The sequence below is a fragment of the Yersinia sp. Marseille-Q5920 genome, from assembly GCF_946902935.1.
GTDB classification, from domain to species: domain Bacteria; phylum Pseudomonadota; class Gammaproteobacteria; order Enterobacterales; family Enterobacteriaceae; genus Yersinia; species Yersinia rochesterensis.
On sequence record NZ_CAMPQA010000008.1, the window covers coordinates 1 to 26,927 of the forward strand.

Consider the following 26,927-nt stretch of genomic DNA (forward strand, 5'->3'; position numbering starts at 1 on the left):
AAATAAAGGGTTACATCTGAGGTATCAGGCTAACAGCCTTAAGTCACGACGGGTTATATCTTATCTGACATTAGCGGAGAATATCTTGCGACACTCTCCGCTAATTTTAACGCGAACAGCACTGGATGCAGTTCTTAATCACCTCGCCAAAACCTACCGAAGTATGGTGTTGGTTTATTAGCGCTGAATTAGTGGGGATCCCTCAGCGCCGAAGCGGGTTTTTCAATCAACTTTAATTAAAGCTAAAGCGCAGTAATTACTGGCCTTTTACTTCTTTCAGACCGTTGAATGGTGCGCGGTCGCCCAGCGCTTCTTCAATACGGATCAGTTGGTTGTATTTAGCAACACGGTCAGAACGGCTCATAGAACCCGTTTTGATCTGGCCTGCTGCGGTACCTACTGCCAGATCGGCAATGGTAGCATCTTCGGTTTCGCCTGAACGGTGAGAGATAACCGCGGTGTAACCTGCATCTTTCGCCATCTTGATAGCAGCCAGAGTTTCGGTCAGAGAACCGATCTGGTTGAATTTAATCAGGATAGAGTTAGCAACACCTTTCTCGATACCTTCTTTCAGGATCTTGGTGTTGGTTACGAACAGATCATCACCAACCAACTGGATTTTGTCACCCAGGACTTCGGTCTGGTATTTGAAGCCAGCCCAGTCAGATTCGTCCAGACCGTCTTCGATAGATACGATTGGGTACTGTTTGGTCAGGTCTTCCAGGAAGTGAGTGAACTCTTCAGAAGTGAAAGCTTTGTTGCCTTCGCCAGCCAGAACATATTTGCCATCTTTATAGAACTCAGATGCAGCACAGTCCATCGCCAGAGTGACGTCTTTGCCCAACTCGTAGCCAGCCAGTTTTACCGCTTCAGCGATAACGGCCAGTGCTTCGGCGTTAGAACCCAAGTTCGGTGCATAGCCACCTTCGTCGCCTACTGCAGTGCTCATACCTTTGGATTTCAAAACTTTAGCCAAAGTATGGAACACTTCAGAACCGATGCGAACGGCTTCTTTCAGAGTTTTAGCGCCAACTGGTTGAATCATAAACTCTTGAATATCAACGTTGTTATCAGCATGCTCGCCACCGTTGATGATGTTCATCATAGGCAATGGCATAGAGAACTTGCCTGGGGTGCCATTCAGTTCAGCAATATGCTCGTACAAAGGCATGCCTTTAGATGCTGCTGCTGCTTTAGCCGCTGCCAGAGAAACAGCCAGGATGGCGTTAGCACCAAACTGTGACTTGTTCTCAGTCCCATCCAAATCGATCATGATTTTATCGATGTTAGCCTGGTCTTTAGCATCTTTACCGATAACTGCCTGAGCAATTGGGCCATTTACTGCTGCAACGGCTTTCAGAACGCCTTTGCCCAGGAAACGGGATTTGTCACCGTCACGCAGTTCCAGTGCTTCACGGGAACCGGTAGATGCACCTGATGGTGCCGCAGCCAAACCAACAAAACCGCCTTCCAGATGAACTTCAGCTTCTACAGTTGGGTTACCACGGGAGTCGATGATTTCGCGACCGATGACTTTAACGATTTTGGACATTAGATTTTCCTCAGTACAAGTTAAACTAAAACTCCAGACAGAGGGGGCGACATCGCTGCCGCCCCTTCTACCAAATATTTTATTTCACCTGGCGCTTCTGATACTCACCAGCCGCTTTCACAAAGCCGGCGAACAACGGGTGACCATCACGTGGCGTCGAAGTAAATTCTGGGTGGAACTGACAAGCGACAAACCACGGATGATTTGGCAACTCGATAATTTCCACCAGTTTGTTATCCGCAGAACGCCCTGCTATGCGTAGCCCGGCGGCTTCAATCTGCTTCAACAACATGTTGTTGACTTCATAACGATGACGATGACGCTCAACGATGGTAGGTTCGCCATACATCTGACGTACCAGGCTACCTTCGGTCAGGTGGCACTGTTGCCCACCCACACGCATGGTACCGCCCAAATCGCTCTCTTCCGTGCGTACTTCAACGTTGCCGTCTTCATCACGCCATTCGGTGATTAATGCAACCACCGGATACTTACAGTCTGGCACAAATTCTGTGGAGTTCGCGTTTTCCATCCCCGCAACATTGCGGGCAAACTCCATCAGTGCAACCTGCATACCCAGGCAAATGCCCAGATAAGGAATATTGTGTTCACGAGCATAACGTGCGGCCAGAACTTTGCCTTCCACACCACGGTAGCCGAAGCCGCCAGGAATGAGGATAGCATCTAATCCTTTCAGCATCTCTTCGCCGCGCGTCTCAACATCCTGTGAATCAATTAGCTTGATATTCACTGTCAGACGATTTTTCAGCCCGCCGTGCTTCAAAGCTTCAATCACAGATTTATAGGCATCCGGCAGTTCTACATATTTGCCGACCATCCCAATGGTCACTTCGCCACCTGGATTCGACTCTTCGTATAATACCTGTTCCCATTCTGCGAGATTTGCTTCAGGACAAGTTAAGCTGAATCGTTTACAAATATAATCGTCAAGGCCCTGTGATTTCAATAGCCCTGGGATTTTATAAATGGAATCAACATCTTTTAGTGAGATAACCGCTTTTTCTGGCACATTACAGAATAATGCAATTTTAGCTCGTTCATTAGCAGGAACCGCGCGGTCAGAACGGCAAATCAGCACATCTGGCTGAATACCAATAGAAAGCAGCTCTTTTACCGAATGTTGCGTTGGCTTAGTTTTCACTTCGCCCGCAGCGGCCAGGTAAGGAACCAACGTCAGGTGCATGTAAAGCGTATGCTCGCGACCAACATCAACCGCCATCTGACGAATAGCTTCCAGGAATGGCAAGGATTCGATATCACCTACAGTGCCGCCAATCTCAACCAAGACAACATCGTGGCCTTCGCCGCCTTCGATGATGCGTTCTTTGATGGCATTGGTGATATGAGGAATAACCTGAATAGTGGCACCCAGATAGTCGCCGCGGCGTTCTTTGCGCAGAACTTCAGAGTAAATACGGCCAGTGGTGAAGTTGTTACGGCGAGTCATTTTAGTGCGAATGAAGCGCTCGTAATGTCCTAAATCCAGATCGGTTTCAGCACCATCTTCGGTGACAAAAACTTCCCCGTGTTGAGTCGGGCTCATGGTGCCCGGATCCACGTTGATATACGGGTCCAGTTTCATGATGGTAACGTTGAGGCCACGGGCTTCAAGTATAGCCGCCAGAGAGGCTGCGGCAATGCCTTTACCCAGAGAGGATACGACCCCGCCGGTCACAAAAATATAATTAGTTGTCATGCTGAACCTGAGAGTTTAGGTTTAAAGACGATGGAAGAACCAAGACGGGAAAGTAGTATACCCGAACCTTGGTTTCGCTACAAACACTCTCCGCACGAGTGGCCATTTTTGCCGTTTTTATCGAGCGAATTATCGTCTTGCTATCCGTTATAATTCAATATATTAACGCAATTAAAATTCAACAACCATTCACTAAATGAATTAAAACATCTTACATTTCAGTTTCTTGCTGTTTAACTTGCTGCCAGGCAGATTCCATTTCATCCAGTGTCGCGCTCTCCATGGTTTTACCTGACGCTGTAACTATTTGTTCTACCTGACGAAAACGACGTTCAAACTTGCGATTGGCCGCCTGTAAGGCGTTTTCAGCTTTATGCCCTAAATGGCGAGATAAATTAACGGTGGCAAACAGTAAATCGCCAATTTCCTCACCCAACTTTTCTTCATCCACCACAGCTTGCCGAGCTTCGAACATCACTTCATCGATCTCTTCGTAGACTTTATCGAGCACTGGCCCAAGAGTGTCCCAATCGAAACCCACAGATGCACAGCGTTTTTGGATTTTATGTGCTTTCATCAAAGCGGGCAGGGCGTCAGGGATATCATCCAATGCCGAATACAGCGCTTTCTGCGCCCGTTCCTCGGCTTTACGCGACTCCCACCCTGCCAATGCTGTATCACTGCTAATTATAGCGTCTGAATCATTTTGCGGCGCATCAGGGAACACATGTGGATGGCGGCGCACTAATTTATCGCTGATGGCATGACAAACATCATCAAAGGCAAATAGCCCTTGCTCCTGCCCCATCTGCGCATAAAACACCACCTGAAACAGTAAATCACCCAATTCGTCGCGAAGATCGTCGAAATCCTTTCGCTGAATCGCGTCAAGTACTTCATAAGTTTCTTCTAGCGTGTAGGGTGCAATAGTGTCAAAAGTCTGCTTACGATCCCACGGACAGCCGTGCTCGGGGTCACGCAAGGTGCGCATAATATCCAGCAAACGTTGTAGCGCTAAAGCGGTGGTACCAGGGGAAGTCACTGATTGGGTCATCTGAATTTATTCACTTTTTTTAAAAAAATTTGAGGCGTCGCGAGCGCAGGCGGATTGATTGCGGCCAGCGCACAGCCCCCGGAATGTACACGTAGTACATGAGGAGGGCGAGCACTGCCCAATATCAATATGCCAAAGCGCAGTAGCCGTCCAGATCAAAAAAACTAATTGCCGTGTAGCCGACGGGCGTCAATAACATCCGGCAACTGATTCAGCTTGGCTAATACTCTACCCAGCACCTGCAAGTTGTAGATCTCGATATCCATATCGATGGTCGCTACCATCTTTTTGGTATCGCTACGGCTGGCAACGCCCAGCACATTGACTTTTTCGTTTGCCAAAATGGTGGTGATATCACGCAGCAAACCACTGCGATCATTGGCCGTGACTCGCACCACCAGCGAATAGCCACTGGAATAGCTTTCGCCCCAAACCGCATCAACAATCCGCTCAGGCGCATGGGATTGTAATTCAGCTAACTGCTCACAATCAGCACGGTGAATGGATATCCCCCGCCCTTGGGTAATAAAACCGACAATTTCATCACCCGGAATAGGCTGGCAGCAGCGAGCAATATGGTGCATCAGATTACCGACGCCTTCGACCACAATGCGCCCGCTGTCTTTGCTGGCATTACGCGGCGCTGGCTGATGTTTATTATTCAGATGGCGTAAAGCCTCTAAATCCGCCTCTTCTGCCGTCGGCTTATTCAATTTTCCTTGTAGGAAATTGACCATCTGATTCAGACGAATATCACCGCCACCAATGGCAGCTAACACTTCATCCATAGAATTCATGTTATAGCGCGGAACCAGCAGCTTCTCAGCCTCTTTCAAGCTGATATCCAGGTGCTCCAGCTCGTCGTCCAACATCTGCCGGCCGGCAAGAATATTCTTGTCTCTATCTTGTTTTCTAAACCAGTTATGAATCTTAGAACGCCCGCGGCTGGTCGTGACATAGCCGAGGTTAGGATTCAGCCAGTCACGGCTTGGGTTAGGCTGCTTCTGAGTGATAATTTCAATCTGATCACCCATCTGTAACTGGTAAGTAAACGGCACTATCCGGCCACTGATTTTGGCCCCAATACAGCGGTGACCGACATCACTGTGGATATGGTAAGCAAAGTCCAGCGGTGTAGAACCGGCAGGTAAATCAATGACATCGCCTTTCGGCGTGAACACATATACGCGATCGTCAAATACCTGACTGCGCACTTCATCCAGCATTTCGCCGGAATCCGCCATTTCTTCCTGCCAGGCAATCAATTTACGCAACCAGGCAATCCGCCCTTCATAACCAGAGCGACCTGCGACTACCGCGCCCTCTTTATACTTCCAGTGCGCAGCAACGCCCAATTCGGCATCTTCATGCATCTGACGGGTACGAATTTGAATTTCAAGCGTTTTACCACGCGGCCCCAGTACTACCGTATGGATCGATTGATAACCATTGGGTTTAGGGTTGGCAACGTAGTCGTCAAATTCGTCAGGTAAATGACGGAAATGGGTATGAACAATGCCAAGCGCGGCATAGCAATCCTGCAAGCGCTCCACCACCACCCGCACTGCGCGCACATCAAACAGTTCATCGAAAGCCAGCGACTTCTTCTGCATTTTGCGCCAGATGCTATAAATGTGCTTGGGGCGACCATAAATGTCGGCTTTGATACCCTCTGCCGCCATGGCTGCGTGCAATGAAGCTACAAAGTCATCAATGAATTGCTCACGATCAATACGACGCTCGTGGAGTAATTTGGCGATTTGCTTATATTCATCAGGGTGCAGATAGCGGAAGCAGAAGTCTTCCAACTCCCACTTGATCTGGCCAATACCCAGGCGGTTAGCCAGTGGCGCATAAATATTGGAACACTCTTTGGCCGCCAGTACGCGCTCATCTTCCGGCGCATCCTTCACTTCGCGCAGATGCGCAATACGCTCTGCCAACTTGATGACGACACAGCGGAAATCTTCCACCATCGCCAATAACATACGGCGCACATTATCCACTTGCTCAGAGCTCATGGAATCATTGTGGGTGGCTTTTAACTGGCGGATGGCATCCATATCACGTACACCATGCACCAAATAAGTAATACTTTTACCGAATTGTTCGGTCAATGTGGCTTCATCCACCACATTGGCATCCACCAGCGGGAACAGCAGCGCTGCGCGCATACTGTCGTTATCCATGCTCAGGGTGGAAAGAATCTCAACCATTTCAAGGCCGCGCCACAGCAATAGCGATGCATTGGGGTGGTTTTGCGTCTGCTGCTCACAGTAGCGCCAAGTCTCGGCTAATCGCTCACCTGACTGCGGATTAGAAAGTCCCAAACTGGCTATCCAATCGTCGAGAGCAAACTCGCCCGCTGGATTCAAATGTGCACTTCGTACCGCAACCATAACTTCTCCCTACTTTGCGACCCCTGGCTCCTGCATCAACAGCGCCATAGATTCAAGATGCCCGGTGTGGGGAAACATATCTAACATTCGCACCTGAGCAAGACGGTAACCGGCGGCTAATAACACCTGATTATTTCGTGCCAGCGTGGTGGAATGACACGAAATATACACCACCCGCATTGACGCCAGTTTAACTAAATATTTTTAACTATTATGTGTTTAACTAGTATTTAATTATATGTGACATGACCCCAGCAGCATCCGTGCGAGATCTAACTATATTTTATCGAATACGTGTGTTGCCCACGGCTGACAATTGATGTCGGATTCCAAATTTTCATGAAAAAAAGACCCATTGGGCAACGCGTTATTCAATGCATTATACTGCCCATTCGCTACTCACGCCGCAACTCCTTCCACACCGACCTCTTCGCGGGTAAATTTTGCTAATGAAAAGATAAAATTATCCCTATCGCAGAGTAAATCCAACCTCAGCTCATCGGGCTGCACATCCAGCCATGCTATAACCTACCCCACCATTTACTGGTTAAAACGCCTCATTGACTTGAGTCAAATCTTGCGAATGAAACGCTAAACATAGACCCCAAATCGGGTAATAGGGTTCCGCACCGATAAGTTTTTCAGACTATGATTACCGCCAGCCAGATAGATGGCAACCTCATCTCGCTCGCCACCGGTAACATTTTCAATTTCCCCTCAGGGCAAAACGCCAAGGATAAAGATAGCTTTGCCTTGGTGGTACGCAACCCTCTGACTCAACGGGTCGAGCAAGTTTACTGTCACAGTTAGCGTTTGTTTGGTCGTCACACGCCGGTTTGGAGAGTAGAATTACGCCATGTTGATTGATCAAACATCGGTTTTGTAAGCTGCTGATTCTCCCACATTGGAATACCATGACCAAATACAGTCTTCGCGCGCGCATGATGATTTTAATCTTGGCCCCCACGCTGCTTCTTGGGCTGTTACTCAGCACGTCTTTTATGGTCAATCGTTACAATGAGTTGCAAAAACAACTGGTTAACGCCGGCACGAATATTATTGAACCGCTAGCGGTGGCCAGCGAATATGGAATGACCTTTCGCAACCGCGATACTGTTCGGCAGTTAATTAATCTACTTCATCGCCGTCATTCGAGTATTGTTCGGTCAATTTCTGTTTTTGACGCAGATAACCATCTTTTTGTTACATCTAACTATAATTACAATTCCTCACAATTAAGATTGCCTAAAGGCACCCCTATTCCCACCTCACTGATGCTTTCCTATCGCGGTGATTCTCTGATTTTGCGGATGCCCATTGTGTCAGAATCCAACCTATCCAGTGATCGAACTTCCGATTCCGATATCACCAATCAGCCATTGGGCTATATCGCCATGGATTTGGATTTACAATCAGTTCGCTTGCAGCAATATAAAGAAATCTTTATTTCGACTCTGTTGCTGCTGTTCTGCATGTGTGTGGCAATTTTGTTTGCTTATCGGCTGATGCGTGATGTCACTGGCCCCATCCGTAACATGGTGAATACCGTTGACCGCATTCGCCGCGGGCAATTAGACAGCCGAGTTGAAGGGCAAATGCTCGGGGAGCTAAATATTCTGAAGAATGGCATCAACTCAATGGCCATGTCACTGGCGGCCTATCACGAAGAGATGCAACAAAATATTGATCAAGCCACGTCAGATTTGCGTGAAACGTTGGAACAGATGGAAATCCAAAACGTTGAGTTGGGGCTGGCGAAAAAACGTGCGCAGGAAGCCGCGCGGATTAAATCTGAATTTCTGGCTAATATGTCTCATGAGCTACGAACCCCGCTGAATGGGGTGATTGGCTTTACCCGTCAAACACTGAAAACATCGCTGACACCGACACAAACTGATTATCTACAAACCATCCAGCGCTCAGCCAACAATCTGTTATGCATCATTAATGATGTACTGGACTTCTCTAAGTTGGAAGCCGAAAAATTGGTTCTTGAACATATTCCATTCCCACTGCGTGGTGCGTTGGATGAAGTCATTATTCTGTTGGCACATACCGCCCATGAAAAAGGTCTGGAGCTGACCCTTCATGTTAATAATGATGTTCCGGAGCAAGTGATTGGTGATGCCATGCGTTTACAGCAAATAGTCACCAATTTGCTGGGTAATGCGATTAAATTCACCGAACAGGGCAATATCGATATTCTGGTGGCCACCCAGGCAAAAACTCCGCAACAAGTGACCTTGGTGGTAGAAATTCACGATACCGGCATTGGTATTTCTGAATCTCAGCAAACCCAGTTATTCCAGGCTTTTCGTCAGGCTGATGCCAGTATTTCACGTCGGCATGGGGGAACCGGGCTTGGGTTGGTTATCACCGAAAGATTGGTGAAAGAAATGGGTGGCGATATTAGCTTCCACAGCCAGGTTGATCGGGGTTCGACTTTCAGGTTCCATCTCACCCTGGATCTCAATGAAGCCATTCCCTATCGTCATCCCGATATGTCGTATCTGGAAGGGAAAACGCTGGCCTATATTGAACGCAATGCCACTGCGGCAAGAGCAACACTGGATATTCTCAGCATTACGCCTTTGCAGGTCACTCATAGCCAAACATTAGCGCAATTGCCGTTACAACATTATGATTTCCTGCTAGTTGGTGTGCCCATTCCATTCCGCAATAATATGGCAGTTCATCAGGATAAATTGGTGGCTGCACTGAAAATTGCTGAGCGAGTCATTCTAGCATTGCCAAGTCAGTCACAAGTGGAAGCTGAGCAACTTAAACAAATTGGTGCCAAGGCCTGCCTGATCAAACCATTATCATCTAATCGATTGATTCCTTTATTACTATGCGAAGAACCTCTTAGCGAATTAGCCGTGACAGAACAGCCCAGTAAATTGCCAAAATTGCCATTTAAAGTCATGGCCGTGGACGACAACCCGGCTAACTTGAAATTAATAGGGACCTTACTGGAAGAACTGGTTGAAGAAACCGTGTTATGTGACAGCGGAGCAAAAGCCATAACCTACGCCCGTGAAAATACGTTGGACATCATTTTAATGGATATCCAAATGCCGGAAATCGACGGCATTCGTGCCAGTGAAGTGATTCATCAGATGTCACATCACCAAGACACGCCGATCATTGCCGTCACTGCTCATGCCGTCCGTGGGCAGCAAGAGCAATTATTAAAATTGGGGATGGCAGATTATCTGGCAAAACCCATTGATGAAGCTCGGCTAATACAAGCAATTTCACGCTATCAATTTGATTATAAATCAGAAATCAGGGTAGAAACTGACATTCAATCTATTCCTCCATCGGAATGTCAGGGGTCAATAGACTGGCCATTGGCTGTGAGACAAGCAGCAAATAAAGAAACGCTGGCCAAAGACCTTTTAACCATGTTGTTAGAGTTCACCCCGCAAGTGGCCGAGCGCGTACAGGCGATTCTGGCCGGTGCTCAAGATGATGATATTCTGAATCTGATTCATAAGTTTCATGGCAGTTGTGCATGTAGCGGTGTGCCACGGTTGCGGCAATTATGTATGACGATTGAACAACAATTACGCCAACAAACTGAGTTGCAAGATTTGCAGCCTGAGTGGCTTGAATTATTAGATGAGATAGATAACGTTCGCTATGCTGCCCGAAATTATTTGGGTGCAGCCTGATATCAACGCGGCATCGGACATAAATAAAAAGGGCACAGCGATAAACGGCTGTGCCCTTTGTTACGGTATTTATACTTTTTCTATATAAACACCGGTTACTGTATCAGTGACGATTACTGCATCAACAAATAAAGTGAAGTATCACCACGCTGAATACTCAGCGCTAATACCGATGGTTTGGTATCAAGGATTTTACGCAGCTCACCCAGATTCTGAACCGGTTGCTGGTTTACACCCATGATGATATCGCCTTTTTTCAGGCCGATACGCGCAGCAGCAGTGCCAGGTTTCACACTATCAACTTTCACGCCTTTCTTACCATTCACATCAGAGTTGCTCAGTTCCGCCCCTTCAATGCCGGTGTAGAGATTACCGGAATCAACCTGAGTTTGGCTGCTCTGCTCTAATGTGACGTCCACATTGACCGGTTTACCCTCACGCAGCAGACCCAAGGTCATTTTGCTGCCGACTGGCAGGGTTCCAATTTCAGCACGGAAGCCAGCGAAACTGTTAATGGCTTTGCCGTTCATGCTAACAATCACATCACCCGCCTTGATCCCTGCTTTGGCCGCAGCAGATTTTGGCAGCACCTGGCTGATAAAGGCACCTTTCTGAGCATCAACATTCATAGCTTTCGCCAGCTCAGAATTCAATTCTGTGCCCATGATACCCAACTCACCACGTTTCACCTGACCAAATTCAACCATCTGCGAGGTCAGGTTTTTCACCATGTTACTTGGGATAGCGAAACCGATACCGATGTTGCCACCATCCGGTGCCAGGATAGCCGTGTTGATCCCAATCAGTTCACCGTTCAAGTTGATCAGTGCACCACCAGAATTACCACGGTTAATTGCCGCATCAGTCTGGATAAAGTTTTCATAGTTTTCCACATTCAAACCACTACGACCCAACGCCGACACAATACCAGAAGTGACGGTTTCACCCAGGCCATACGGGTTACCGATAGCGACGGTATAATCCCCGACACGCAGTTGGTCAGAATCGGCAATTTTAATCGCTGTCAGGTTTTTCGCATCTTTCAGCTGTAACAATGCAATATCAGTACGTGGGTCTTTACCAATCACTTTCGCATCAAAACTGCGACCGTCGCTCAACTTAACATTGATTTTAGTCGCATTATCAACCACATGGTTATTCGTTACGACATAACCCTTAGCTGCATCAATAATTACACCTGAACCCAGTGCACGGAAATCTTGCTTGTTTGGGGCTCCCCCCTTACTACCAGGCCCCCCCTGACACATCGGCGAACCTTGGAACGGAGAACCGTCCTGGCAGAATGGTGAGTCATCACCAAAGAATTGCTGGAACTGTGGTGGTACGCCGCCAGCACCGGCATTACTGACCAGGGCACTCCCCTCCACATTAATACTCACAACTGAAGGCATTACCTTCTCTAGCATTGGCGCCAGGCTAGGGAGCTGCTGGCTGCTGGAAGCAGCCGTCTCTGCCGCAATGGCGGAAGAAACCGGCCCCATGGCTAAACCGATGCTCAATGCCAATGCACTTAACACTAAAGTTGTTTTTTTCATGTATTCTGGTTCTCGCTATACAATTAATAATGAGTCAATAAATGGTGTATAACAGACTTATCCCATCAATTTTGATATTGCTGCGGGTCATGCTGGCAAACCCGATAATCTAACTCAATTTAGTTAATCGGGTGAATGCGAACCGCTAACACCACAGCAATTTCAAGTAAGAAGAATATAGTCGTCTTGCATAGTAAGATTAAATATGGGGGATGAAGTTCAGAGAGCCAATAATTGAAAAAGTAAAAAATATTGTCCGTCTTTACAAAACTACAGCTAATTAAACGGACATTTTATTTTTTTGCATACTATTCCGCAGCCATTAAACGTCGATATTCATCATAAGCATAAAGATCTGTCATACCACTGATATAATCTTGAATTAAACGCGCACGATAATAATACTCATATATCTCATGTTGTTCTGGCGATAAATTGCTTAGCCGCTCGACTGACTCCACATAAGCTAAACGATGTTTAGTCGACAATTTATGGAACAAACGGGTCTCAATCGGGTACTGACGATGGCTGTCTTCTGCCACTAATTGTGTAAACGCTGCTTGTGGCATAGCTAATAGCGGACTATATATATCAAGCAACCCACTAATAACTCTATACCCTTGTAATTCAAGCTGTTCTACTTCCGGGTAGTTGAATACGTGTTTCACGGCGACTTTTTTAAATATTTGCAGTAATTTACACGCCGCACTGGAATCTTCTAATAAAGCTTGGTTAAACGAGCCTGCAAATACAGCAGGAAGATTATCAATAAAACGCTGTGCTGCATGGGGAACTAATTTCCCTACGGTATTAACCCGTAAATACATAAAGAATTGGTCTTCCGAACTGCGCCGCCCTTGCCCGCGCCCTAATTGGCGAAATGCACCGCCAACCACCTTATCAAACAAATCGCCATGAGCAACATTGCCCCACTCTTGCATCATATGATCATAAAGTTGTTCAACACTGAAGATATTCTTTTCAACCGCGTCTTCCAAGTCGGCAATACAATAAGAAATATCATCCGCAGCTTCCATAATATAGGTCAGCGGAAAACGGTTAAACTCTCCCATATTGAGTTCACGACGTAAATCTTTAACATAATCCTCTTCCGCGAGATAAAACCCTGGTTTCTTCATTAAATAATGATGGGAAGCAGGAATATCACCTGACCAATAAGCCGGTTTGGTATATTTAAGAATGCAGCCAACCTGAGCATAGGTGAGGTTCAACTTTAATAAGCTATAAACCAAGCGAATTGCTTGCGCGTTACCCTCAAACTGGCTCAAGTCATGGCGAATTTTACTACGCAAAATATTGAGATCAGTTTCCCCCTCTCGTATCTTTAATACATTAACCCGACATTGATCTTTGCCCCGTGGCTCAGCACCACCGCCATTAGGATCCATTTGTTTAGTAAACCAATTATTGATTGCTGACTCGCCAAAATGCCCAAAAGGCGGGTTACCAATGTCATGCATCAGACACGCCATTTCTACAATACTTTCAAAAGGATCAAGCAGCTTATCCAGCCCATAGGCACTGATTTTTTTATCTTGCTTAAAGCGATTGAGGATCTCTTTGGCGATATAACGGCCAACCTGCTGAACTTCCAGTGAATGGGTCAAACGGCTGCGAACAGCAGCATTGCGCTCCAAGGGGAAAACTTGTGTTTTTTGTTGTAAACGCCGAATAGCCGCGGAGTTTACAATCCGCCCGCGATCACTTTCAAAAACGCGGATAATCTCATATTCATCTTCAGCCGAACTGGGTTTACCAAATGGCCGTTGAAAACTAATTTTCTGTTTAAAGTCAATCCCGGACATGTTGCCCCCTGAGCATTCATCTAAATACAGTGATACCCACTCTCGGAAGAAGATGCAATTGATTAGGTATGAACTGCGGCACATTACGCATTATCTTGGGTGAACTACCCGACTATCTCACTTACCTGATAAACTGTGCATTGATAATTACAGATTAATCTATTCTTTAAAATCGGCAGGTATCCATATGAAAGTAGGAATTATTGGTGCAATGGAGCAAGAAGTTACGTTGCTGCGTGACAAAATTGAAAATCGCCAAACTTTGGCTCGTGCTGGTTGTGAGATTTACACCGGCCAACTCAATGGCGTAGATGTCGCCCTGCTCAAATCCGGTATCGGTAAAGTGTCTGCGGCAATGGGCACCACTCTATTATTAGAGCATTATCAGCCAGATATTGTTATCAATACGGGTTCGGCGGGTGGTTTGGCTCCTAGCCTAAAAGTCGGCGATATTGTGGTTTCTACTGAAGTTCGCTATCACGACGCAGATGTCACTGCGTTTGGCTATGAACCTGGGCAGATGGCGGGCTGTCCGGCGGCTTTCAGCGCTTCTCCTAAGCTGATTGAACTGGCTGAAAGTTGCATCAAAGAATTGAATTTAAATGCAGTTCGTGGCCTGATTTGCAGTGGCGATGCTTTTATTAATGGCGCCGCTCCTCTGGCTCGCATTCGCGCTACTTTCCCGACCGTTGCTGCTGTTGAAATGGAAGCTGCGGCTATCGGCCATGTTTGCCACCTGTTCAATACCCCCTTTGTTGTCGTTCGCGCTATTTCTGATGTCGCCGATCAGGAATCTCACCTGAGCTTTGACGAGTTTTTGGTGGTCGCCGCTCAGCAGTCGACATTAATGATTGAAGCAATGTTAACCACACTGGCTCATCGCGATTAATGATGCGGCTTAATATTACCCTCTTGGCACGAGCAGCAATAATCCTGCCTCAAGCAGCGATGTTATTGTTGTTCAGCCTATTTACCTCATCCTCACTGGCGGCTGAGCGGGTTATCAGTTTATCACCCAGTACCACAGAATTGGCCTATGCTGCTGGACTCGGCGATAAACTGATTGCAGTAAGTGCTTACTCTGACTATCCAGAAGCCGCTAAAAAACTGGAGCATGTTGCCTCATGGCAAGGGGTGAATGTCGAGCGTATTCTGGCATTAAAACCTGATTTGATCCTCGCCTGGCGCGGAGGGAATCCACAACGTCCGCTGGATCAATTAGCGTCTTTTGGTATCCCGATTTTCTATTCTGATCCGATGAATATTGATCAAATCGCAGATGATCTGGATAAATTGGCCCAATATAGCCCACATCCAGAGCAAGCACGCCAGGCGGCGGTTCAGCTGCGTCATGAGGTTACCGAGTTACGTCGCCAGAATACGCGCAACCAGCCGTTACGCACTTTCCTACAATTTGGCACTCAACCGCTGTTTACCAGTTCCGGACATACGTTACAGAGTGAAGTTGTTTCTCTCTGCGGTGGGGAAAATATTTTTGCTGGTAGCCGAGTTCCCTGGCCGCAAGTCAGTCGTGAACAAGTCATGACCCGCCAACCGCAGGTTATCGTGGTGAGTGGTGATAAGTCCCAGACAGATAATATCCACGCCTTTTGGCGGCCCCAATTTACTGTTCCTGTGATAACCCTGAATGAGGACTGGTTTAATCGTGCTGGCCCACGTATTCTGCTGGCCGCTAAACAGCTGTGCCAGCAAATGGCCAGTCTTCCATCCCCTGTGGCGGAGTCACATTAATGCTGGTCTATTGGCTGGATATTTTAGGTACTGCGGTATTTGCTATCTCTGGTGTATTGCTGGCGGGGAAGTTGCGCATGGACCCCTTTGGCGTATTGGTTTTGGGGGTGGTGACTGCCGTTGGTGGCGGCACAATTCGCGATATGGCCTTAGCCAATGGCCCTGTATTTTGGGTGAAAGACCCCACCGATTTAGTGGTCGCGATGGTGACTTGCCTGGCAACTATCTTGCTGGTACGGCAACCACGGCGGACGCCTAAATGGATTCTACCCGTGCTAGATGCCATTGGTCTGGCGGTATTCGTGGGTATCGGGGTCAATAAAGCCTTTGCTGCGGGTGCCAGCCCGCTAGTTGCTATCTGTATGGGGGTTATAACCGGTGTCGGAGGGGGGATTATCCGTGATGTACTCGCACGCGAGATTCCGATGATCCTGCGTACTGAAATCTATGCAACTGCCTGTATCATTGGCGGTATTGTGCATGCTACAGCGTTTTATACTTTTGGTATGCCGCTGCAACAAGCAATGATGCTGGGCATGGTGATAACCTTGGGTATCAGACTTGCCGCTATTCGCTGGCGCTTAAAACTACCAACATTTGAAATAGAGCACTAATAACTATTCATCATTCTGATTGCCAATAAAAGCCTGTGTTTTGTACAATATACCTTGCTTGTAGACTCTCACCGGCTTTACAAGCTTTATTCATTAGAATGAAACATGGAGATAAGTACGAATTAAATCTTCAAGTTTTTAAATAATTGTCGGATACCTAGAGTCATCGCTGCCTGAACCAGATAGTGGCAGCTAAAAATGCAGTTATAAATTATGAAATGTTTTTTGTTGATGTTTTGGCTGGTCTTTCTTGCCAGCCCGTCGCTAGCCCAGGGGCTAAGCGGCACAATAGATTTACATCTGACTATCGTGCCATCTTGTCAGGTACAATTGTCGAATAAAAATGAACACGTAGTGAATGACCCAAAAATGAATTATCCAGAAATACAGTGTCATAGAGGAAATGGATTGGTTACGGAACCTAGAATCAGCCATTCTTTTATTGCATCAAATGGCCTACATGTTAGCAAAACCAGTGCCGACCAGATGGCGCAATTGATTACTGTTGAATGGTAATATTCAGATAAAAAAAAACCACGACTATGAAAGTTGCGGTTTTTTTTATCAAAATATTCGGTGATTCTATACCCAAAACATTGGTATTACAGCAAGGCCGCAAACGAGCAAATCCCGATGAGCTTACTCAAGTAAGTAGTTCGGGTGCATGAGTGCCGCTAACATAGCTGTAGCATCAGGGTTGGAGGGTAGGTTAGATGCTGAAAGAAGAACCGCACCCACAAGTACTCTTCGCGTTCGGGTTAGTCACGATAAAGCGAGAGCCTTCCAGCCCTTCGGTGTAATCCACTGCGCCACCAACCAAATATTGCAGGCTCATTGGATCCACGACCAGCTCAACACCTTGCTTTTCAATGGTCATATCGCCGTCGTTGATCTGATCATCAAAAGTAAAGCCATACTGGAACCCGCTGCATCCGCCACCGGTAATGTAAACCCGCAGTTTCAGATTCGGATTTTCCTCATCAGAAATCAACAGCTTCACTTTTTTTGCCGCTGCCTCAGTAAACTGCAGGGGCAGTACTGTTTCATCGCTCATACTCATCACTCCCAACCGGTGTTCGAGGTGCAGGTTACTACAATGGCAGCCTGATCTATCTTTTGATTATCCAATACCCGAGTAATTCATTCAAGTATTGTGGCCTAATGTTATATATTATCTACCTGTTTGAGTGCCACTTTCAACTGCGGCCTGTTGTTCCGCTACCTTTGCAGCCTGCTCTTGTCTTTGTAATGTGCGGGCTAAAATAGCTGAATACAAGGGCTTACCCCCCAGAAACTGCGCTATTAAGGTCGCCCCCAAGCAAGTCACAATCATCGGCAAAATAAGTTGATAATTATCGGTCATTTCCAGCACCAACACTATCCCGGTTAATGGAGCACGTACCGAGGCGGCAAACAGCGCCCCCATTCCGGCAATAGCAAAAGTGCCAGCATCAATACTGTACTGTGGGAAAAAATGCGCGCAGGACAGGCCAAAAGCGGTTCCCAGAATGGTCCCCAAAGCCAACATGGGGGCAAATATCCCACCAGGTGCACCAGAGCCAAAACACAGTAACGTGGTAATGACTCTCGCAATAAAAATAAAGAGCAACATCCCAATACTGAAATTACCAGCGACTGCAATGGGAATTAGGGCAAAACCACCGCCGACTGCTTCACCATGAATCAATGCCAGTAAGCCGCACATCCCCCCCAACAGACCACCGATTAATACCAATTTTCGCCAGTCGCCGCCGTGGAAACGCATAAATAGATCTTGTGTACGAAATATCGACGCATTAAACATCACTCCCACAGCACCAAAAATAATGCCCAGCAACAGATAGAGCCATAAGGTATTCAGTGGAACATCACTGAGTTTTCCTACATCAATAATCGCACGCTCACCATTAAAATAGCGGTAAACAATGGTTGAAGTGATGACGCCCACAAATACCGCTTTGATGGAGACTAAGCTATAGCGGAACTGCGAACGCATCTCTTCAATAACAAACAAAATTCCGGCCAATGGAGCATTAAAAGCGGCTGAAAGCCCCGCCGCTGCACCGGTCGCTAATAATGAATGACGTGCTTCTGAACTGCGCAAACGGAAGATGTCGACAATCATCCGCCCACTGTTCGCCCCCATTTGCACCATTGGCCCCTCCCGGCCTAACACCATGCCAGCCCCGAGAGTACCAAGCCCACCAATGAATTTGACCGGAATGACCCGCCACCAGCGAACGGGGCGCATTTCTTCCATTGCCCCTTCTATTTCGGGTATCCCAGAGCCACCCGCCTCGGGCGCAAAACGGCGTACCAGAAAATACCCCAACATAGCCAATAGTGCCGACATAATAAAAGCCAGCGGCCAGACTAAAATTGCATTATCAGCAACCTTAGCAATGGTCGCTAACCTTGCTTGCTGGATCCAATCGACACCGAGATCAAATGCAACCCCCAACAAACCGGTGACTGCCCCAACGACAGCGGCCATGATAAGAATAACTAAGGGTGTTGTATCGCGGTTAACTAATGCATGAATAAAACGGCCACGTTTAACTGCAGAAATGCCTTCATCGGGTATATTTTGCGTTGAATCAGTCATGGTTTGTATGCTTGCCAGTTAAATAATAAGTAATACAAATGAGCAATATGAGTTTAGCTTACACATTAATAATGTGCCTGATTAAATGTCCATGAAATGATCTTGCTCAGAAAAGACTTTTTCTCAAATTTTGCGGCATGCCGCGCAAGCTGTCTGCTAAATATGCCCAATCATTTGATAACCGCAGCCAGTCCTTTAGAATAAGCAGCATTGTTGATTGCCAAGGCTGATGTTGCCAATGTTAATATCGCCTAATTCAGGAGCCGTTTATGAGTAAATCCGAAAGTCTGTATGCCCAAGCAAAAGAGCTGATCCCAGGCGGGGTTAACTCTCCGGTGCGTGCATTCACCGGCGTTGGTGGCAGCCCATTATTTATTGAACGTGCTGATGGCGCATATTTGTTTGATGTCGATGGCAAGGCTTATATTGACTATGTTGGCTCTTGGGGGCCAATGGTCTTAGGGCATAATCACCCGGCAATTCGTCAAGCTGTCATTGAAGCTGTCGAGCGCGGCCTGAGCTTTGGTGCCCCCACGGAGATGGAGGTCAAAATGGCTGAATTGGTCACCAATTTAGTCCCAACGATGGATATGGTGCGAATGGTCAACTCCGGCACTGAAGCGACCATGAGTGCGATTCGTCTGGCCCGTGGTTTCACTGGCCGCGATAAAATTATCAAATTTGAAGGCTGCTACCATGGTCACGCCGACTGCTTGCTGGTCAAAGCCGGTTCCGGTGCTCTGACTCTTGGGCAACCAAACTCTCCGGGCGTACCCGCTGATTTTGCTAAACACACTCTGACCTGCACTTATAACAATCTGGATTCAGTACGTGAGGCTTTCGAACAATATCCACAAGATATTGCCTGTATCATTGTCGAGCCAGTCGCCGGTAACATGAACTGCGTTCCGCCACTACCGGAGTTCCTACCCGGCCTGCGTACACTGTGTGACGAATTTGGAGCACTGCTGATTATTGATGAGGTTATGACCGGTTTCCGTGTGGCATTAGCTGGTGCGCAAGATTACTACAATGTCGTCCCTGACTTAACTTGTCTGGGTAAAATCATCGGCGGCGGGATGCCAGTAGGTGCTTTCGGTGGCCGTCGTGATGTGATGGATGCACTGGCACCCACTGGCCCGGTTTATCAGGCGGGTACGTTGTCCGGTAATCCAATTGCCATGGCTGCCGGTTTTGCTTGTCTGACCGAAGTTGCACAGGTGGGTATCCATGAAACCCTGACCGAATTAACCGATTCACTGGCAAGCGGCCTGCTGCACGCAGCTAAAGTAGAAAATATCCCATTGGTCGTTAACCATGTCGGCGGTATGTTCGGCATTTTCTTTACTGATGCTGAAACTGTGACTTGCTATCAGGATGTGATGAATTGCGATGTTGAGCGTTTCAAACGTTTCTTCCATTTGATGCTGGAAGAAGGTATTTATCTGGCTCCATCTGCTTTTGAAGCTGGCTTTATGTCTGTGGCGCACAGCAAAGAAGATATTCAGAAAACGGTGGATGCCGCTCGTCGGTGCTTCGCACAGCTTTAATATCAATTACTTAACCATCTCCCTATGCTGGGAGATGGTTAAAATCTAACTACCGCCCTTGCTTACGCAATAAATAAACAAAATATGGCGCACCAATAAACGTCGCTAACAACCCAGCGGGGATCTGATTTGGGAATAGCAACATCCGGCCGCACCAATCAGCAAATACCATCAATAAACCACCTAAAATAGCCGCGATAAATAACTGCGGAATAGCTCGGCGGAAGCCCAGCATACGAGCCATATGAGGTGCCATCAGACCAACAAAACTTAATGGCCCGACCGTCAATGTAGCAGCCGCTGTCATGGTGGCTGCCAGTAACAAGATGGCTAGCCGACTAGGCGCTAGCGCCACACCTAATGCTCTGGCTGTCACACTTCCCAATGGTAAAATCATTAACCAACGGCGGCACAGTGGTGCTAATGCCATCAAAATCAGGGCGATGGCACCGGTGCTCAATGCTTGTGGAGCATCAACGGCATAGGTGGAGCCAGAAATCCATGTCAGCAAACCGCGCATACGGGGATCGCCGCTTGCTAGTAACATAGTAATGACCGTGGTAAAGGCAGTGCTCAATGCAATTCCTGCTAATAACATTCTACCGGGAGAGAACCCTCCTCGCCCTGCAACCACCAGAATCAGCAATAATGTCGCGGTCGCGCCCAAACTCCCCGCGGGTAACAACCAGGCCAGTGCATTGCCTGGCACAATAAACATCATAATCACGACACCGAAAGATGCACCGGAGCTGATCCCCAATACCTCGGGGCTGGCCATCGGATTGCCCGTCAGCTTTTGAATTAATGTGCCCGCAACCGCCAACATCATACCCGCCGCCAATGCAGCGAATACTCGCGGCCAGCGCCAATGTAATAATGCCTGGATATCATCACCGCGAATCCAATTCCAGCCATGGCTATCACGACCAAACATCAGCGCTACCATCAAACCGGCAAGCAGTATCAGTAAGCCAGCACTGACCCAGAGACCCAAATGTTGCCGCTCAGCGGGAACATGATCGCCAAAATCTATACTCGGTGCCGTTGCGCTGTGTAAGCGGGGCAACAACCATAATAGTAGCGGTGCGCCAATCAGCGCGGTGGCGGCACCGGTCGGAATTTCTTGCCAGACTTGTGCCAACCAGATGAGCCCTTGGTCCGTTACCCACAACAACAATGCGCCTAATACCGGTGCCAATATTAGGCGCTGCGATAACCGACGAGCGCCCAAAACCTTTGCCAACAGCGGAGAAAAAAGACCAATAAAACCAATGACACCGACCGCATTAACCAACATTGCACTAAACAAGATTGCTATCCCCAGCGCACTAAGCCGAGCCAATGATAGCCCTAACCCTAAATTACGGGCGACACCATCATCCAGGCCGAGCAAGGTTAATGGGCGAATCAATAAAGCCGCTAATACGCCGGTTATCAGCAAACGAGGTAGCAAAAACTGTACCCTGCTCCAATCTTGTTGATTCAGCGCGCCGCTACTCCACAGGAACAACCCTTGCAGTTGGTCATAATTAAATAACGCCAGCAGATTGCTGACTGCACTACAGTAAAGGCCGAGAACCAACCCCGCCAGTATCAGTGTCACCGGCGACATTCGCTTGCCCCAAGCCACGCCAAATACCAGCACGCCAATAGTAATACCACCGGCCATTGCTGCCAGTTGGCGGGTCAGTTCACCGCCGGGCAGCATCCACAACGTCGCAATGGTTAGACCAAGCTGCGCCCCTGCGGCGACACCCAAGGTGGCGGGTTCAGCTAATGGATTTCGCAAGACTTGCTGGAACAAAACCCCCACCAACCCCAATCCGGCACCGGTTAGCAGTGCCACTGCCAAGCGGGGAAGTTGGCTGTAATGGAATAACATTTGGCGCACGTCATCGCCGTCGGGTTGCCATAACGCAACCCCCCAGAGCGGGGCCGGTAATGTCTGGCTAAAATTGTGCAGTGTCAGCACCACTGCCAAAATCAGCAATAAACCAAGTAAACTGATAGGCAGAAGCCAACTTTTACGCGGGGTATTTGCCATCATCAGGATTTATCCCACGCCGATTCTAATAGGCGCACGAATCGCATGGCGGACAATGTTGCGCCATAGAACCATACTGCGGGCAGTATCTGTAATTGATTTTGACGCACGAATGACATGGATTGCCATAGTGGTGTACGGGTAACCTGTTGTAGTATTTCACTATTACCCTGGACGAAGCACATAGCCCGCCCCGGTTTTACCGTTGCTAAACGTTCGATACCCACCACCGCACTGCCCCAAAAATTAGTTTCACCCTGCCAGGCATTTTTAATATCCAATTCGTTTAATACATCCTGGAACAGACTACCTTGGCCGATGACCAACGCGTGGCGAGCATCCAACAGAGAAAACATCAATAATGATGTATTTTGGGCATTAAATATCCGCTGGCGAGCAACTTGCATAAAATGGTTAAAATCGGCGATATGCTGTTCAGCAGCGGCTTCTAACCCCAGCCGCTGGCCTAATGCACGCAATGAACTTTTACCGACGGCGAGCGGTGAACTCCCCTGTTGGCTAAAAGCAAAACTCATCGATGGGGCGATAGGCGCGAGTTTCTCTGGTGAGGGGCCAAAACCCTCGGACATCAGAATCAATGACGGCGCCATTTGTTGCAGCAATTCCAAATTAGGTTCTGTGCGCTGGCCGACATCAATAACACTGGCAGGTAATGCCGGTTCTTCGACCCATAACCGGTAATTATGAGTATCAGCCACACCGTACGGCGTGACCCCCAGCGCCAGCAATAATTCAGCGGGCAACCATTCCAGAGCAACGATCCTATCCACAGCAACGCCCCCGCGAACAGCAATTTTAGGGGGATTCACCGCCCATCCGGGCAATGAATATAATAATGGCGATAAGGCTAACGCGGTGAGCAATCTACGCCGAGTCAGGTTCGGCCGCACCGCAGCTATGGGGAAATGCATTTTCATCAATACACGAAACTTACCGGCGCACCACCGGCTGGATGCGGCAATATTCCCATAGGAATACCGTAAATTTGCTCCAATACCGCGCCCTGCATCAGGCTGTCCGCCGGGCCTTGCGCTATCATCTCGCCCCCGCGTAATGCCACTAAATGATCACAATAGCGGGCTGCCATATTAATATCGTGCAATACTGCAATGACGGTCAAACCGCGCTCACGGCTAAGACGCTGAATCAGCCCCAAGACTTCAACCTGATGAGCAATATCCAGCGCTGAGGTCGGTTCGTCGAGTAACAGGCAGCGGCTATTTTGTGCCACCATCATCGCCAACCAGGCACGTTGGCGCTCGCCGCCGGATAAACTGTCGACCAACCGGTTCGCCAGTGGTTTTAAATCCACCAGCGCAATAGCCTCTTCCACCTGCTCGCGGTCTTCTTGACGAAAACGCCCTAGCGCACCATGCCATGGGTAACGACCCATCGCCACCAGCTCACGCACAGTCATCCCTTCCGCTGCCGGTAATTGCTGTGGCAAATAAGCCACTTCACGGGCAAACGCTTTGTTGTCCCACTGGGGTAATGGCACACCATTGAGCAACGCCTCGCCACTGGCAGGCGGTTGGTGGCGGCCCAGCATTTTTAACAGTGTCGATTTACCGGAACCATTATGGCCGATAAGCCCACAGACTTTCCCCTGTGGAAAGGTCAGTGACAAGGGTTGCAATAAAATTCGGCCAGGAACCGAAAAACTCAACTCACGGAGTGAAAACACGCTGGATTGGCTTGCCTGTTGGTCCAAGATAGTGCCCTGCGATTGAATGTTAGCGGTTTTAACCGTTACTGTGACCCGAACGTTATCGACAAATAACGAGAAAGTGAATCGAAACGATAATAATTATCAAAGCAGCTAGTTTATGCGTAACTCACGGCGAACTGCAAGCGCAAAGCCTGTCGATTTAGCTGGATGAAGTACAGAAGATGAGTGCAAATAGCGGAAGTGAAGAGAAATGAACAATTGGCACGGTGATTGTCACCGTGCCAATTATTTTAGCGACGACCTTTGAACATTACTGGCCGAACATGTCTTTGATCCAACCCGCAACGCCATCGCCATCAGGCTTAGCTTGTTCCGCAGGTTGAGCGGCTTGGCACAATCCTTGTGGATTTTCTGTCCAAACAGGAATGGAGCGCATACCGCCGCCATCACCACAGACAAAATTCCCAGCCGAATCAATATTCATCTGGCTAATCCCTTCCGGTGGCTGCAATACCAGCGGCAATGGGGTTTGATTTTCAAGATAGCGGCGATACAAAGTCAGCGCGCCGTTAGCACCGGTCAACTTGGCCGGGCCATTATTGTCGCGCCCCACCCAAGCAATCGCCACTTCTTTACCATCAATACCGGCAAACCAGCTATCGCGCAGATCGTTGGTGGTACCGGTTTTAGCGGCCAGATTGTATTTTGAGAATTTCACTGATAATGAACGGGATGTCCCGCGGGCGACCCCTTGCTGCATGGCGTAAAGAGTCAGATAAGCTGCCTGTGCTGGTACCATGCGCTCCGCCTGCGGGAAGCTCTGATACAGCACCGTGCCATCTTCAGCAATCACCGAGCGCACGGCGGACAATGGCGCGCGATTCCCACCACTGGCGATAGTCTGATATTCCTGCGCGACTTCCACCGGAGTCAAGTCAATCGCCCCTAGCAACATCGCTGGAACCGGGTTAATCACGTTTTTCGGAATACCCAAACGTTGCAGCATAGCGCTTATCTGATCCAGCCCGACAGACATACCCAGATTCACCGTCGGCACGTTCAGCGAGTTAGCCAAAGCATCAATTAGCATCACCTGACCACGGAACTGACGATCATAGTTTTTCGGCTGCCATGATGAGCCATTGGGTAATTTAATCGACAGCGGTTGGTCCGCCAGCCAGGTATTAAGGCGGTATTTATCCGGCTCACTCAGGGCTGTCAGATAGGTCGGTGGCTTGGCGAGTGACCCCACCAAACGGCGGGCCTGCATCGCGCGGTTAAAGCCAGCAAATTGCGGCTGCGCGCCCCCAACCATAGCACGAACTTCGCCACTGAAACGGTCGACAATCACCATCGCCGCTTCCAAATCATCCAGATGGCGCGCCGCTTTTAGCGCCGGGATCCCATCTTCGATGGCTTTTTCTGCCGCATCTTGTGACACCGGGTCGAGGGTGGTGAAGATTTTCACGCCGGACAAATCGTTAATTTTGTCGCCCAGCTTCTGCTGTAACTCTTGGCGCACCATCTGCATAAATGCCGGCTGTGGGGTGATTACCCCGCCTTTCGGCTGCACACCCAATGGCCGGGCGCTGAGCATGGTGTACAGCTCGGCATCAATCACTCCCTGATTCTGCAACAAACGCAGCACCAGATTACGGCGCTCAAGTGCCAGAGTCGGGTTACGCCATGGGTTATACAGCGACGCCCCTTTGACCATTCCCACCAGCATAGCTTGCTGATCGAGGCTCAGCTCATTCACCGGACGACCAAAGTAATACAGGCTCGCCAAAGGAAAGCCGCGAATCTGATCACTGCCACTTTGGCCGAGATACACTTCGTTCAAATACAGTTCTAAAATCCGGTCTTTGCTGTAACGGTAGTCCACCAGCAGGGCCATATAAGCCTCGTTGGCTTTACGCCACAGTGAACGCTCGTTAGTCAGGAACAGGTTTTTAACCAACTGCTGCGTCAAGGTACTGCCGCCCTGCACCGCCTTACCGGCAGTGAGGTTAGCCAGCATCGCGCGGCCAATAGAATACGGGCTGATGCCGTCATGCTCATAGAAATGGCGGTCTTCTGTTGCCAGCAAGGTATCGACCAGCAAATCAGGGAAGCCAGCACGCGGTACAAACAAGCGCTGCTCACCGTTAGGAGATTGCAGCATGGTGATCAGCTTGGGATCAAGACGCAGGAAACCGAAATCGCGCTGATTATCCAGGTTTTGGATTTGCGCCAAACTGTCATTTTTAAACACCAAACGCGCGCGGATTTGACCTTCTTTCGCATCAGGGAAATCAAACGGGCGGCGCAAAATATCAATGCTGTCGCCCTGCACGGTAAACTCGCCAGGGCGAGTCATCCGAGTGACCTGGCGGTATTGCATTCCTTCCAGCAAATCGATCATTTCTTTCTTGCTGTAGGACATTCCCGGCTCAAGGCTCACCATGCGGCCATAGACGGCGGCGGGCAGTTGCCAAACCTTGCCATCAATCCGGCTGCGGATTTGCGAATCGAGATAGACCCCATAAATTGCCAACACCACTGCGCCCACCAGGAACAGTTTGATGAATAACCCAAGCCAACGGCGTTTTTTGCGCGGGGGACGTGATGCTACCTTTCTTGGCATCGGTTCTTCCTCGTCATCATCGTAATCATCATCGCCGTGGTCTTCATCATCTAAATAGTCTTCTTCTTCGTATTCATCTTCATCACGCCGCCGGCGCAATGGCCGTTTTGATGCGACTTTGGGTTGGGCTTTCTTGCCCTTGCGCCCTATTGGCTCGCGGTCATCCCCAGACATGTCTTTTTCTCCACGCGCATTGGCGATTATTGCGGCTTAATGTGTTCCCCAATTCATCGGATAGAAAGGAGAAACATCTGAAATTATTGGC

20 protein-coding genes and 1 pseudogene are annotated in these 26,927 nt (G+C 48.5%); 8 read left to right on the forward strand and 13 right to left on the reverse strand.

Annotated features, from left to right (window positions below; genetic code table 11):
• Window positions 1-181 (forward strand): annotated as a pseudogene (locus OVO64_RS12710) (IS4/IS5 family transposase); the annotation flags it as partial.
• Window positions 182-256: 75 nt separating this feature from the next.
• On the opposite strand, the gene eno reads toward OVO64_RS12710, so the two are convergent.
• The 5 genes from eno to OVO64_RS12735 all read right to left on the reverse strand — a co-directional run bounded on the left by eno (window position 257) and on the right by OVO64_RS12735 (window position 6,896).
• On the reverse strand, window positions 257-1,552 hold the full coding sequence (gene eno, locus OVO64_RS12715; RefSeq protein WP_038636153.1) for a phosphopyruvate hydratase: 1,296 nt from the start codon (window positions 1,550-1,552) through the stop codon (window positions 257-259).
• Between the two features lie 79 nt (window positions 1,553-1,631).
• On the reverse strand, window positions 1,632-3,269 hold the full coding sequence (pyrG, locus tag OVO64_RS12720) for a glutamine hydrolyzing CTP synthase (protein WP_038636156.1): 1,638 nt from the start codon (window positions 3,267-3,269) through the stop codon (window positions 1,632-1,634).
• 211 nt (window positions 3,270-3,480) lie between these two features.
• On the reverse strand, window positions 3,481-4,323 hold the full coding sequence (gene mazG / locus OVO64_RS12725; protein WP_038636159.1) for a nucleoside triphosphate pyrophosphohydrolase: 843 nt from the start codon (window positions 4,321-4,323) through the stop codon (window positions 3,481-3,483).
• 164 nt (window positions 4,324-4,487) lie between these two features.
• Complete coding sequence (relA, locus tag OVO64_RS12730; RefSeq protein ID WP_145509581.1) at window positions 4,488-6,722, reverse strand: GTP diphosphokinase; 2,235 nt, start codon at window positions 6,720-6,722, stop codon at window positions 4,488-4,490.
• Between the two features lie 9 nt (window positions 6,723-6,731).
• Complete coding sequence (locus OVO64_RS12735) at window positions 6,732-6,896, reverse strand: hypothetical protein (protein WP_230852369.1); 165 nt, start codon at window positions 6,894-6,896, stop codon at window positions 6,732-6,734.
• Window positions 6,897-7,370: 474 nt separating this feature from the next.
• Between OVO64_RS12735 and OVO64_RS20640 the strand changes: the two genes are divergently transcribed.
• Both OVO64_RS20640 and barA read left to right on the forward strand, forming a co-directional pair.
• Window positions 7,371-7,532: a hypothetical protein gene (locus OVO64_RS20640; protein WP_390613897.1), complete on the forward strand. Its 162-nt coding sequence runs from the start codon at window positions 7,371-7,373 to the stop codon at window positions 7,530-7,532.
• 104 nt (window positions 7,533-7,636) lie between these two features.
• Entirely contained in the window at window positions 7,637-10,399 is a 2,763-nt protein-coding gene (gene barA, locus OVO64_RS12745; protein ID WP_267248811.1) for a two-component sensor histidine kinase BarA, read from the forward strand.
• 113 nt (window positions 10,400-10,512) lie between these two features.
• Here barA and degP read toward each other — a convergent pair whose 3' ends face one another.
• Window positions 10,513-11,955 (reverse strand): serine endoprotease DegP, encoded by a 1,443-nt coding sequence (gene degP / locus OVO64_RS12750; RefSeq protein WP_267248812.1) that lies wholly within the window; start codon window positions 11,953-11,955, stop codon window positions 10,513-10,515.
• 308 nt (window positions 11,956-12,263) lie between these two features.
• Complete coding sequence (gene dgt, locus OVO64_RS12755; protein WP_038636172.1) at window positions 12,264-13,781, reverse strand: dGTPase; 1,518 nt, start codon at window positions 13,779-13,781, stop codon at window positions 12,264-12,266.
• 187 nt (window positions 13,782-13,968) lie between these two features.
• Here dgt and mtnN point away from each other — a divergent pair, with 187 nt between their 5' ends.
• The 4 genes from mtnN (at window position 13,969) to OVO64_RS12775 (ending at window position 16,663) form a co-directional block, all read left to right on the forward strand.
• On the forward strand, window positions 13,969-14,670 hold the full coding sequence (gene mtnN / locus OVO64_RS12760; RefSeq protein ID WP_038636174.1) for a 5'-methylthioadenosine/S-adenosylhomocysteine nucleosidase: 702 nt from the start codon (window positions 13,969-13,971) through the stop codon (window positions 14,668-14,670).
• On the forward strand, window positions 14,670-15,533 hold the full coding sequence (btuF, locus tag OVO64_RS12765) for a vitamin B12 ABC transporter substrate-binding protein BtuF (protein WP_038636177.1): 864 nt from the start codon (window positions 14,670-14,672) through the stop codon (window positions 15,531-15,533). The genes mtnN and btuF overlap by 1 nt, the downstream gene beginning before the upstream one ends.
• The gene (locus OVO64_RS12770; RefSeq protein WP_019211026.1) at window positions 15,533-16,147 is read left to right on the forward strand and encodes a TRIC cation channel family protein; all 615 of its coding nucleotides are present in this window, start codon (window positions 15,533-15,535) and stop codon (window positions 16,145-16,147) included. Before btuF ends, OVO64_RS12770 begins: the two co-directional genes overlap by 1 nt.
• A 213-nt stretch (window positions 16,148-16,360) precedes the next feature.
• Window positions 16,361-16,663 (forward strand): hypothetical protein, encoded by a 303-nt coding sequence (locus OVO64_RS12775; RefSeq protein ID WP_071841739.1) that lies wholly within the window; start codon window positions 16,361-16,363, stop codon window positions 16,661-16,663.
• A gap of 193 nt (window positions 16,664-16,856) precedes the next feature.
• Here OVO64_RS12775 and erpA read toward each other — a convergent pair whose 3' ends face one another.
• Together erpA and clcA are read right to left on the reverse strand one after the other, a co-directional pair.
• The gene (gene erpA / locus OVO64_RS12780; protein WP_004706254.1) at window positions 16,857-17,201 is read right to left on the reverse strand and encodes an iron-sulfur cluster insertion protein ErpA; all 345 of its coding nucleotides are present in this window, start codon (window positions 17,199-17,201) and stop codon (window positions 16,857-16,859) included.
• Window positions 17,202-17,318: 117 nt separating this feature from the next.
• The gene (gene clcA, locus OVO64_RS12785) at window positions 17,319-18,752 is read right to left on the reverse strand and encodes a H(+)/Cl(-) exchange transporter ClcA (protein WP_038636182.1); all 1,434 of its coding nucleotides are present in this window, start codon (window positions 18,750-18,752) and stop codon (window positions 17,319-17,321) included.
• Between the two features lie 269 nt (window positions 18,753-19,021).
• Here clcA and hemL point away from each other — a divergent pair, with 269 nt between their 5' ends.
• Entirely contained in the window at window positions 19,022-20,302 is a 1,281-nt protein-coding gene (hemL, locus tag OVO64_RS12790; protein ID WP_038636185.1) for a glutamate-1-semialdehyde 2,1-aminomutase, read from the forward strand.
• 49 nt (window positions 20,303-20,351) lie between these two features.
• Here hemL and fhuB read toward each other — a convergent pair whose 3' ends face one another.
• From fhuB to mrcB, 4 genes are all read right to left on the reverse strand, one after another.
• Complete coding sequence (gene fhuB, locus OVO64_RS12795; protein WP_267248813.1) at window positions 20,352-22,349, reverse strand: Fe(3+)-hydroxamate ABC transporter permease FhuB; 1,998 nt, start codon at window positions 22,347-22,349, stop codon at window positions 20,352-20,354.
• On the reverse strand, window positions 22,349-23,284 hold the full coding sequence (gene fhuD, locus OVO64_RS12800; RefSeq protein WP_267248814.1) for a Fe(3+)-hydroxamate ABC transporter substrate-binding protein FhuD: 936 nt from the start codon (window positions 23,282-23,284) through the stop codon (window positions 22,349-22,351). Before fhuD ends, fhuB begins: the two co-directional genes overlap by 1 nt.
• Complete coding sequence (gene fhuC, locus OVO64_RS12805; RefSeq protein WP_145509587.1) at window positions 23,284-24,078, reverse strand: Fe3+-hydroxamate ABC transporter ATP-binding protein FhuC; 795 nt, start codon at window positions 24,076-24,078, stop codon at window positions 23,284-23,286. The genes fhuD and fhuC overlap by 1 nt, the downstream gene beginning before the upstream one ends.
• Before the next feature lie 268 nt (window positions 24,079-24,346).
• Window positions 24,347-26,836: a bifunctional glycosyl transferase/transpeptidase gene (gene mrcB, locus OVO64_RS12810; protein WP_145509588.1), complete on the reverse strand. Its 2,490-nt coding sequence runs from the start codon at window positions 26,834-26,836 to the stop codon at window positions 24,347-24,349.
• Window positions 26,837-26,927 lie beyond the last annotated feature (91 nt).

Bases quoted from the DNA above. Each gene is read 5' to 3' on its own strand.
- OVO64_RS12770 (WP_019211026.1), top strand. From the start codon at position 15,533: ATGCTGGTCTATTGGCTGGATATTTTAGGTACTGCGGTATTTGCTATC.
- barA (WP_267248811.1), top strand. From the start codon at position 7,637: ATGACCAAATACAGTCTTCGCGCGCGCATGATGATTTTAATCTTGGCC.
- mazG (WP_038636159.1), bottom strand. From the start codon at position 4,323: ATGACCCAATCAGTGACTTCCCCTGGTACCACCGCTTTAGCGCTACAA.
- btuF (WP_038636177.1), top strand. From the start codon at position 14,670: ATGATGCGGCTTAATATTACCCTCTTGGCACGAGCAGCAATAATCCTG.
- OVO64_RS12775 (WP_071841739.1), top strand. From the start codon at position 16,361: ATGAAATGTTTTTTGTTGATGTTTTGGCTGGTCTTTCTTGCCAGCCCG.
- relA (WP_145509581.1), bottom strand. From the start codon at position 6,722: ATGGTTGCGGTACGAAGTGCACATTTGAATCCAGCGGGCGAGTTTGCT.
- degP (WP_267248812.1), bottom strand. From the start codon at position 11,955: ATGAAAAAAACAACTTTAGTGTTAAGTGCATTGGCATTGAGCATCGGT.
- hemL (WP_038636185.1), top strand. From the start codon at position 19,022: ATGAGTAAATCCGAAAGTCTGTATGCCCAAGCAAAAGAGCTGATCCCA.
- fhuD (WP_267248814.1), bottom strand. From the start codon at position 23,284: ATGAAAATGCATTTCCCCATAGCTGCGGTGCGGCCGAACCTGACTCGG.
- clcA (WP_038636182.1), bottom strand. From the start codon at position 18,752: ATGACTGATTCAACGCAAAATATACCCGATGAAGGCATTTCTGCAGTT.
- eno (WP_038636153.1), bottom strand. From the start codon at position 1,552: ATGTCCAAAATCGTTAAAGTCATCGGTCGCGAAATCATCGACTCCCGT.
- mrcB (WP_145509588.1), bottom strand. From the start codon at position 26,836: ATGTCTGGGGATGACCGCGAGCCAATAGGGCGCAAGGGCAAGAAAGCC.
- fhuB (WP_267248813.1), bottom strand. From the start codon at position 22,349: ATGATGGCAAATACCCCGCGTAAAAGTTGGCTTCTGCCTATCAGTTTA.
- erpA (WP_004706254.1), bottom strand. From the start codon at position 17,201: ATGAGCGATGAAACAGTACTGCCCCTGCAGTTTACTGAGGCAGCGGCA.
- OVO64_RS20640 (WP_390613897.1), top strand. From the start codon at position 7,371: ATGATTACCGCCAGCCAGATAGATGGCAACCTCATCTCGCTCGCCACC.
- dgt (WP_038636172.1), bottom strand. From the start codon at position 13,781: ATGTCCGGGATTGACTTTAAACAGAAAATTAGTTTTCAACGGCCATTT.
- mtnN (WP_038636174.1), top strand. From the start codon at position 13,969: ATGAAAGTAGGAATTATTGGTGCAATGGAGCAAGAAGTTACGTTGCTG.
- pyrG (WP_038636156.1), bottom strand. From the start codon at position 3,269: ATGACAACTAATTATATTTTTGTGACCGGCGGGGTCGTATCCTCTCTG.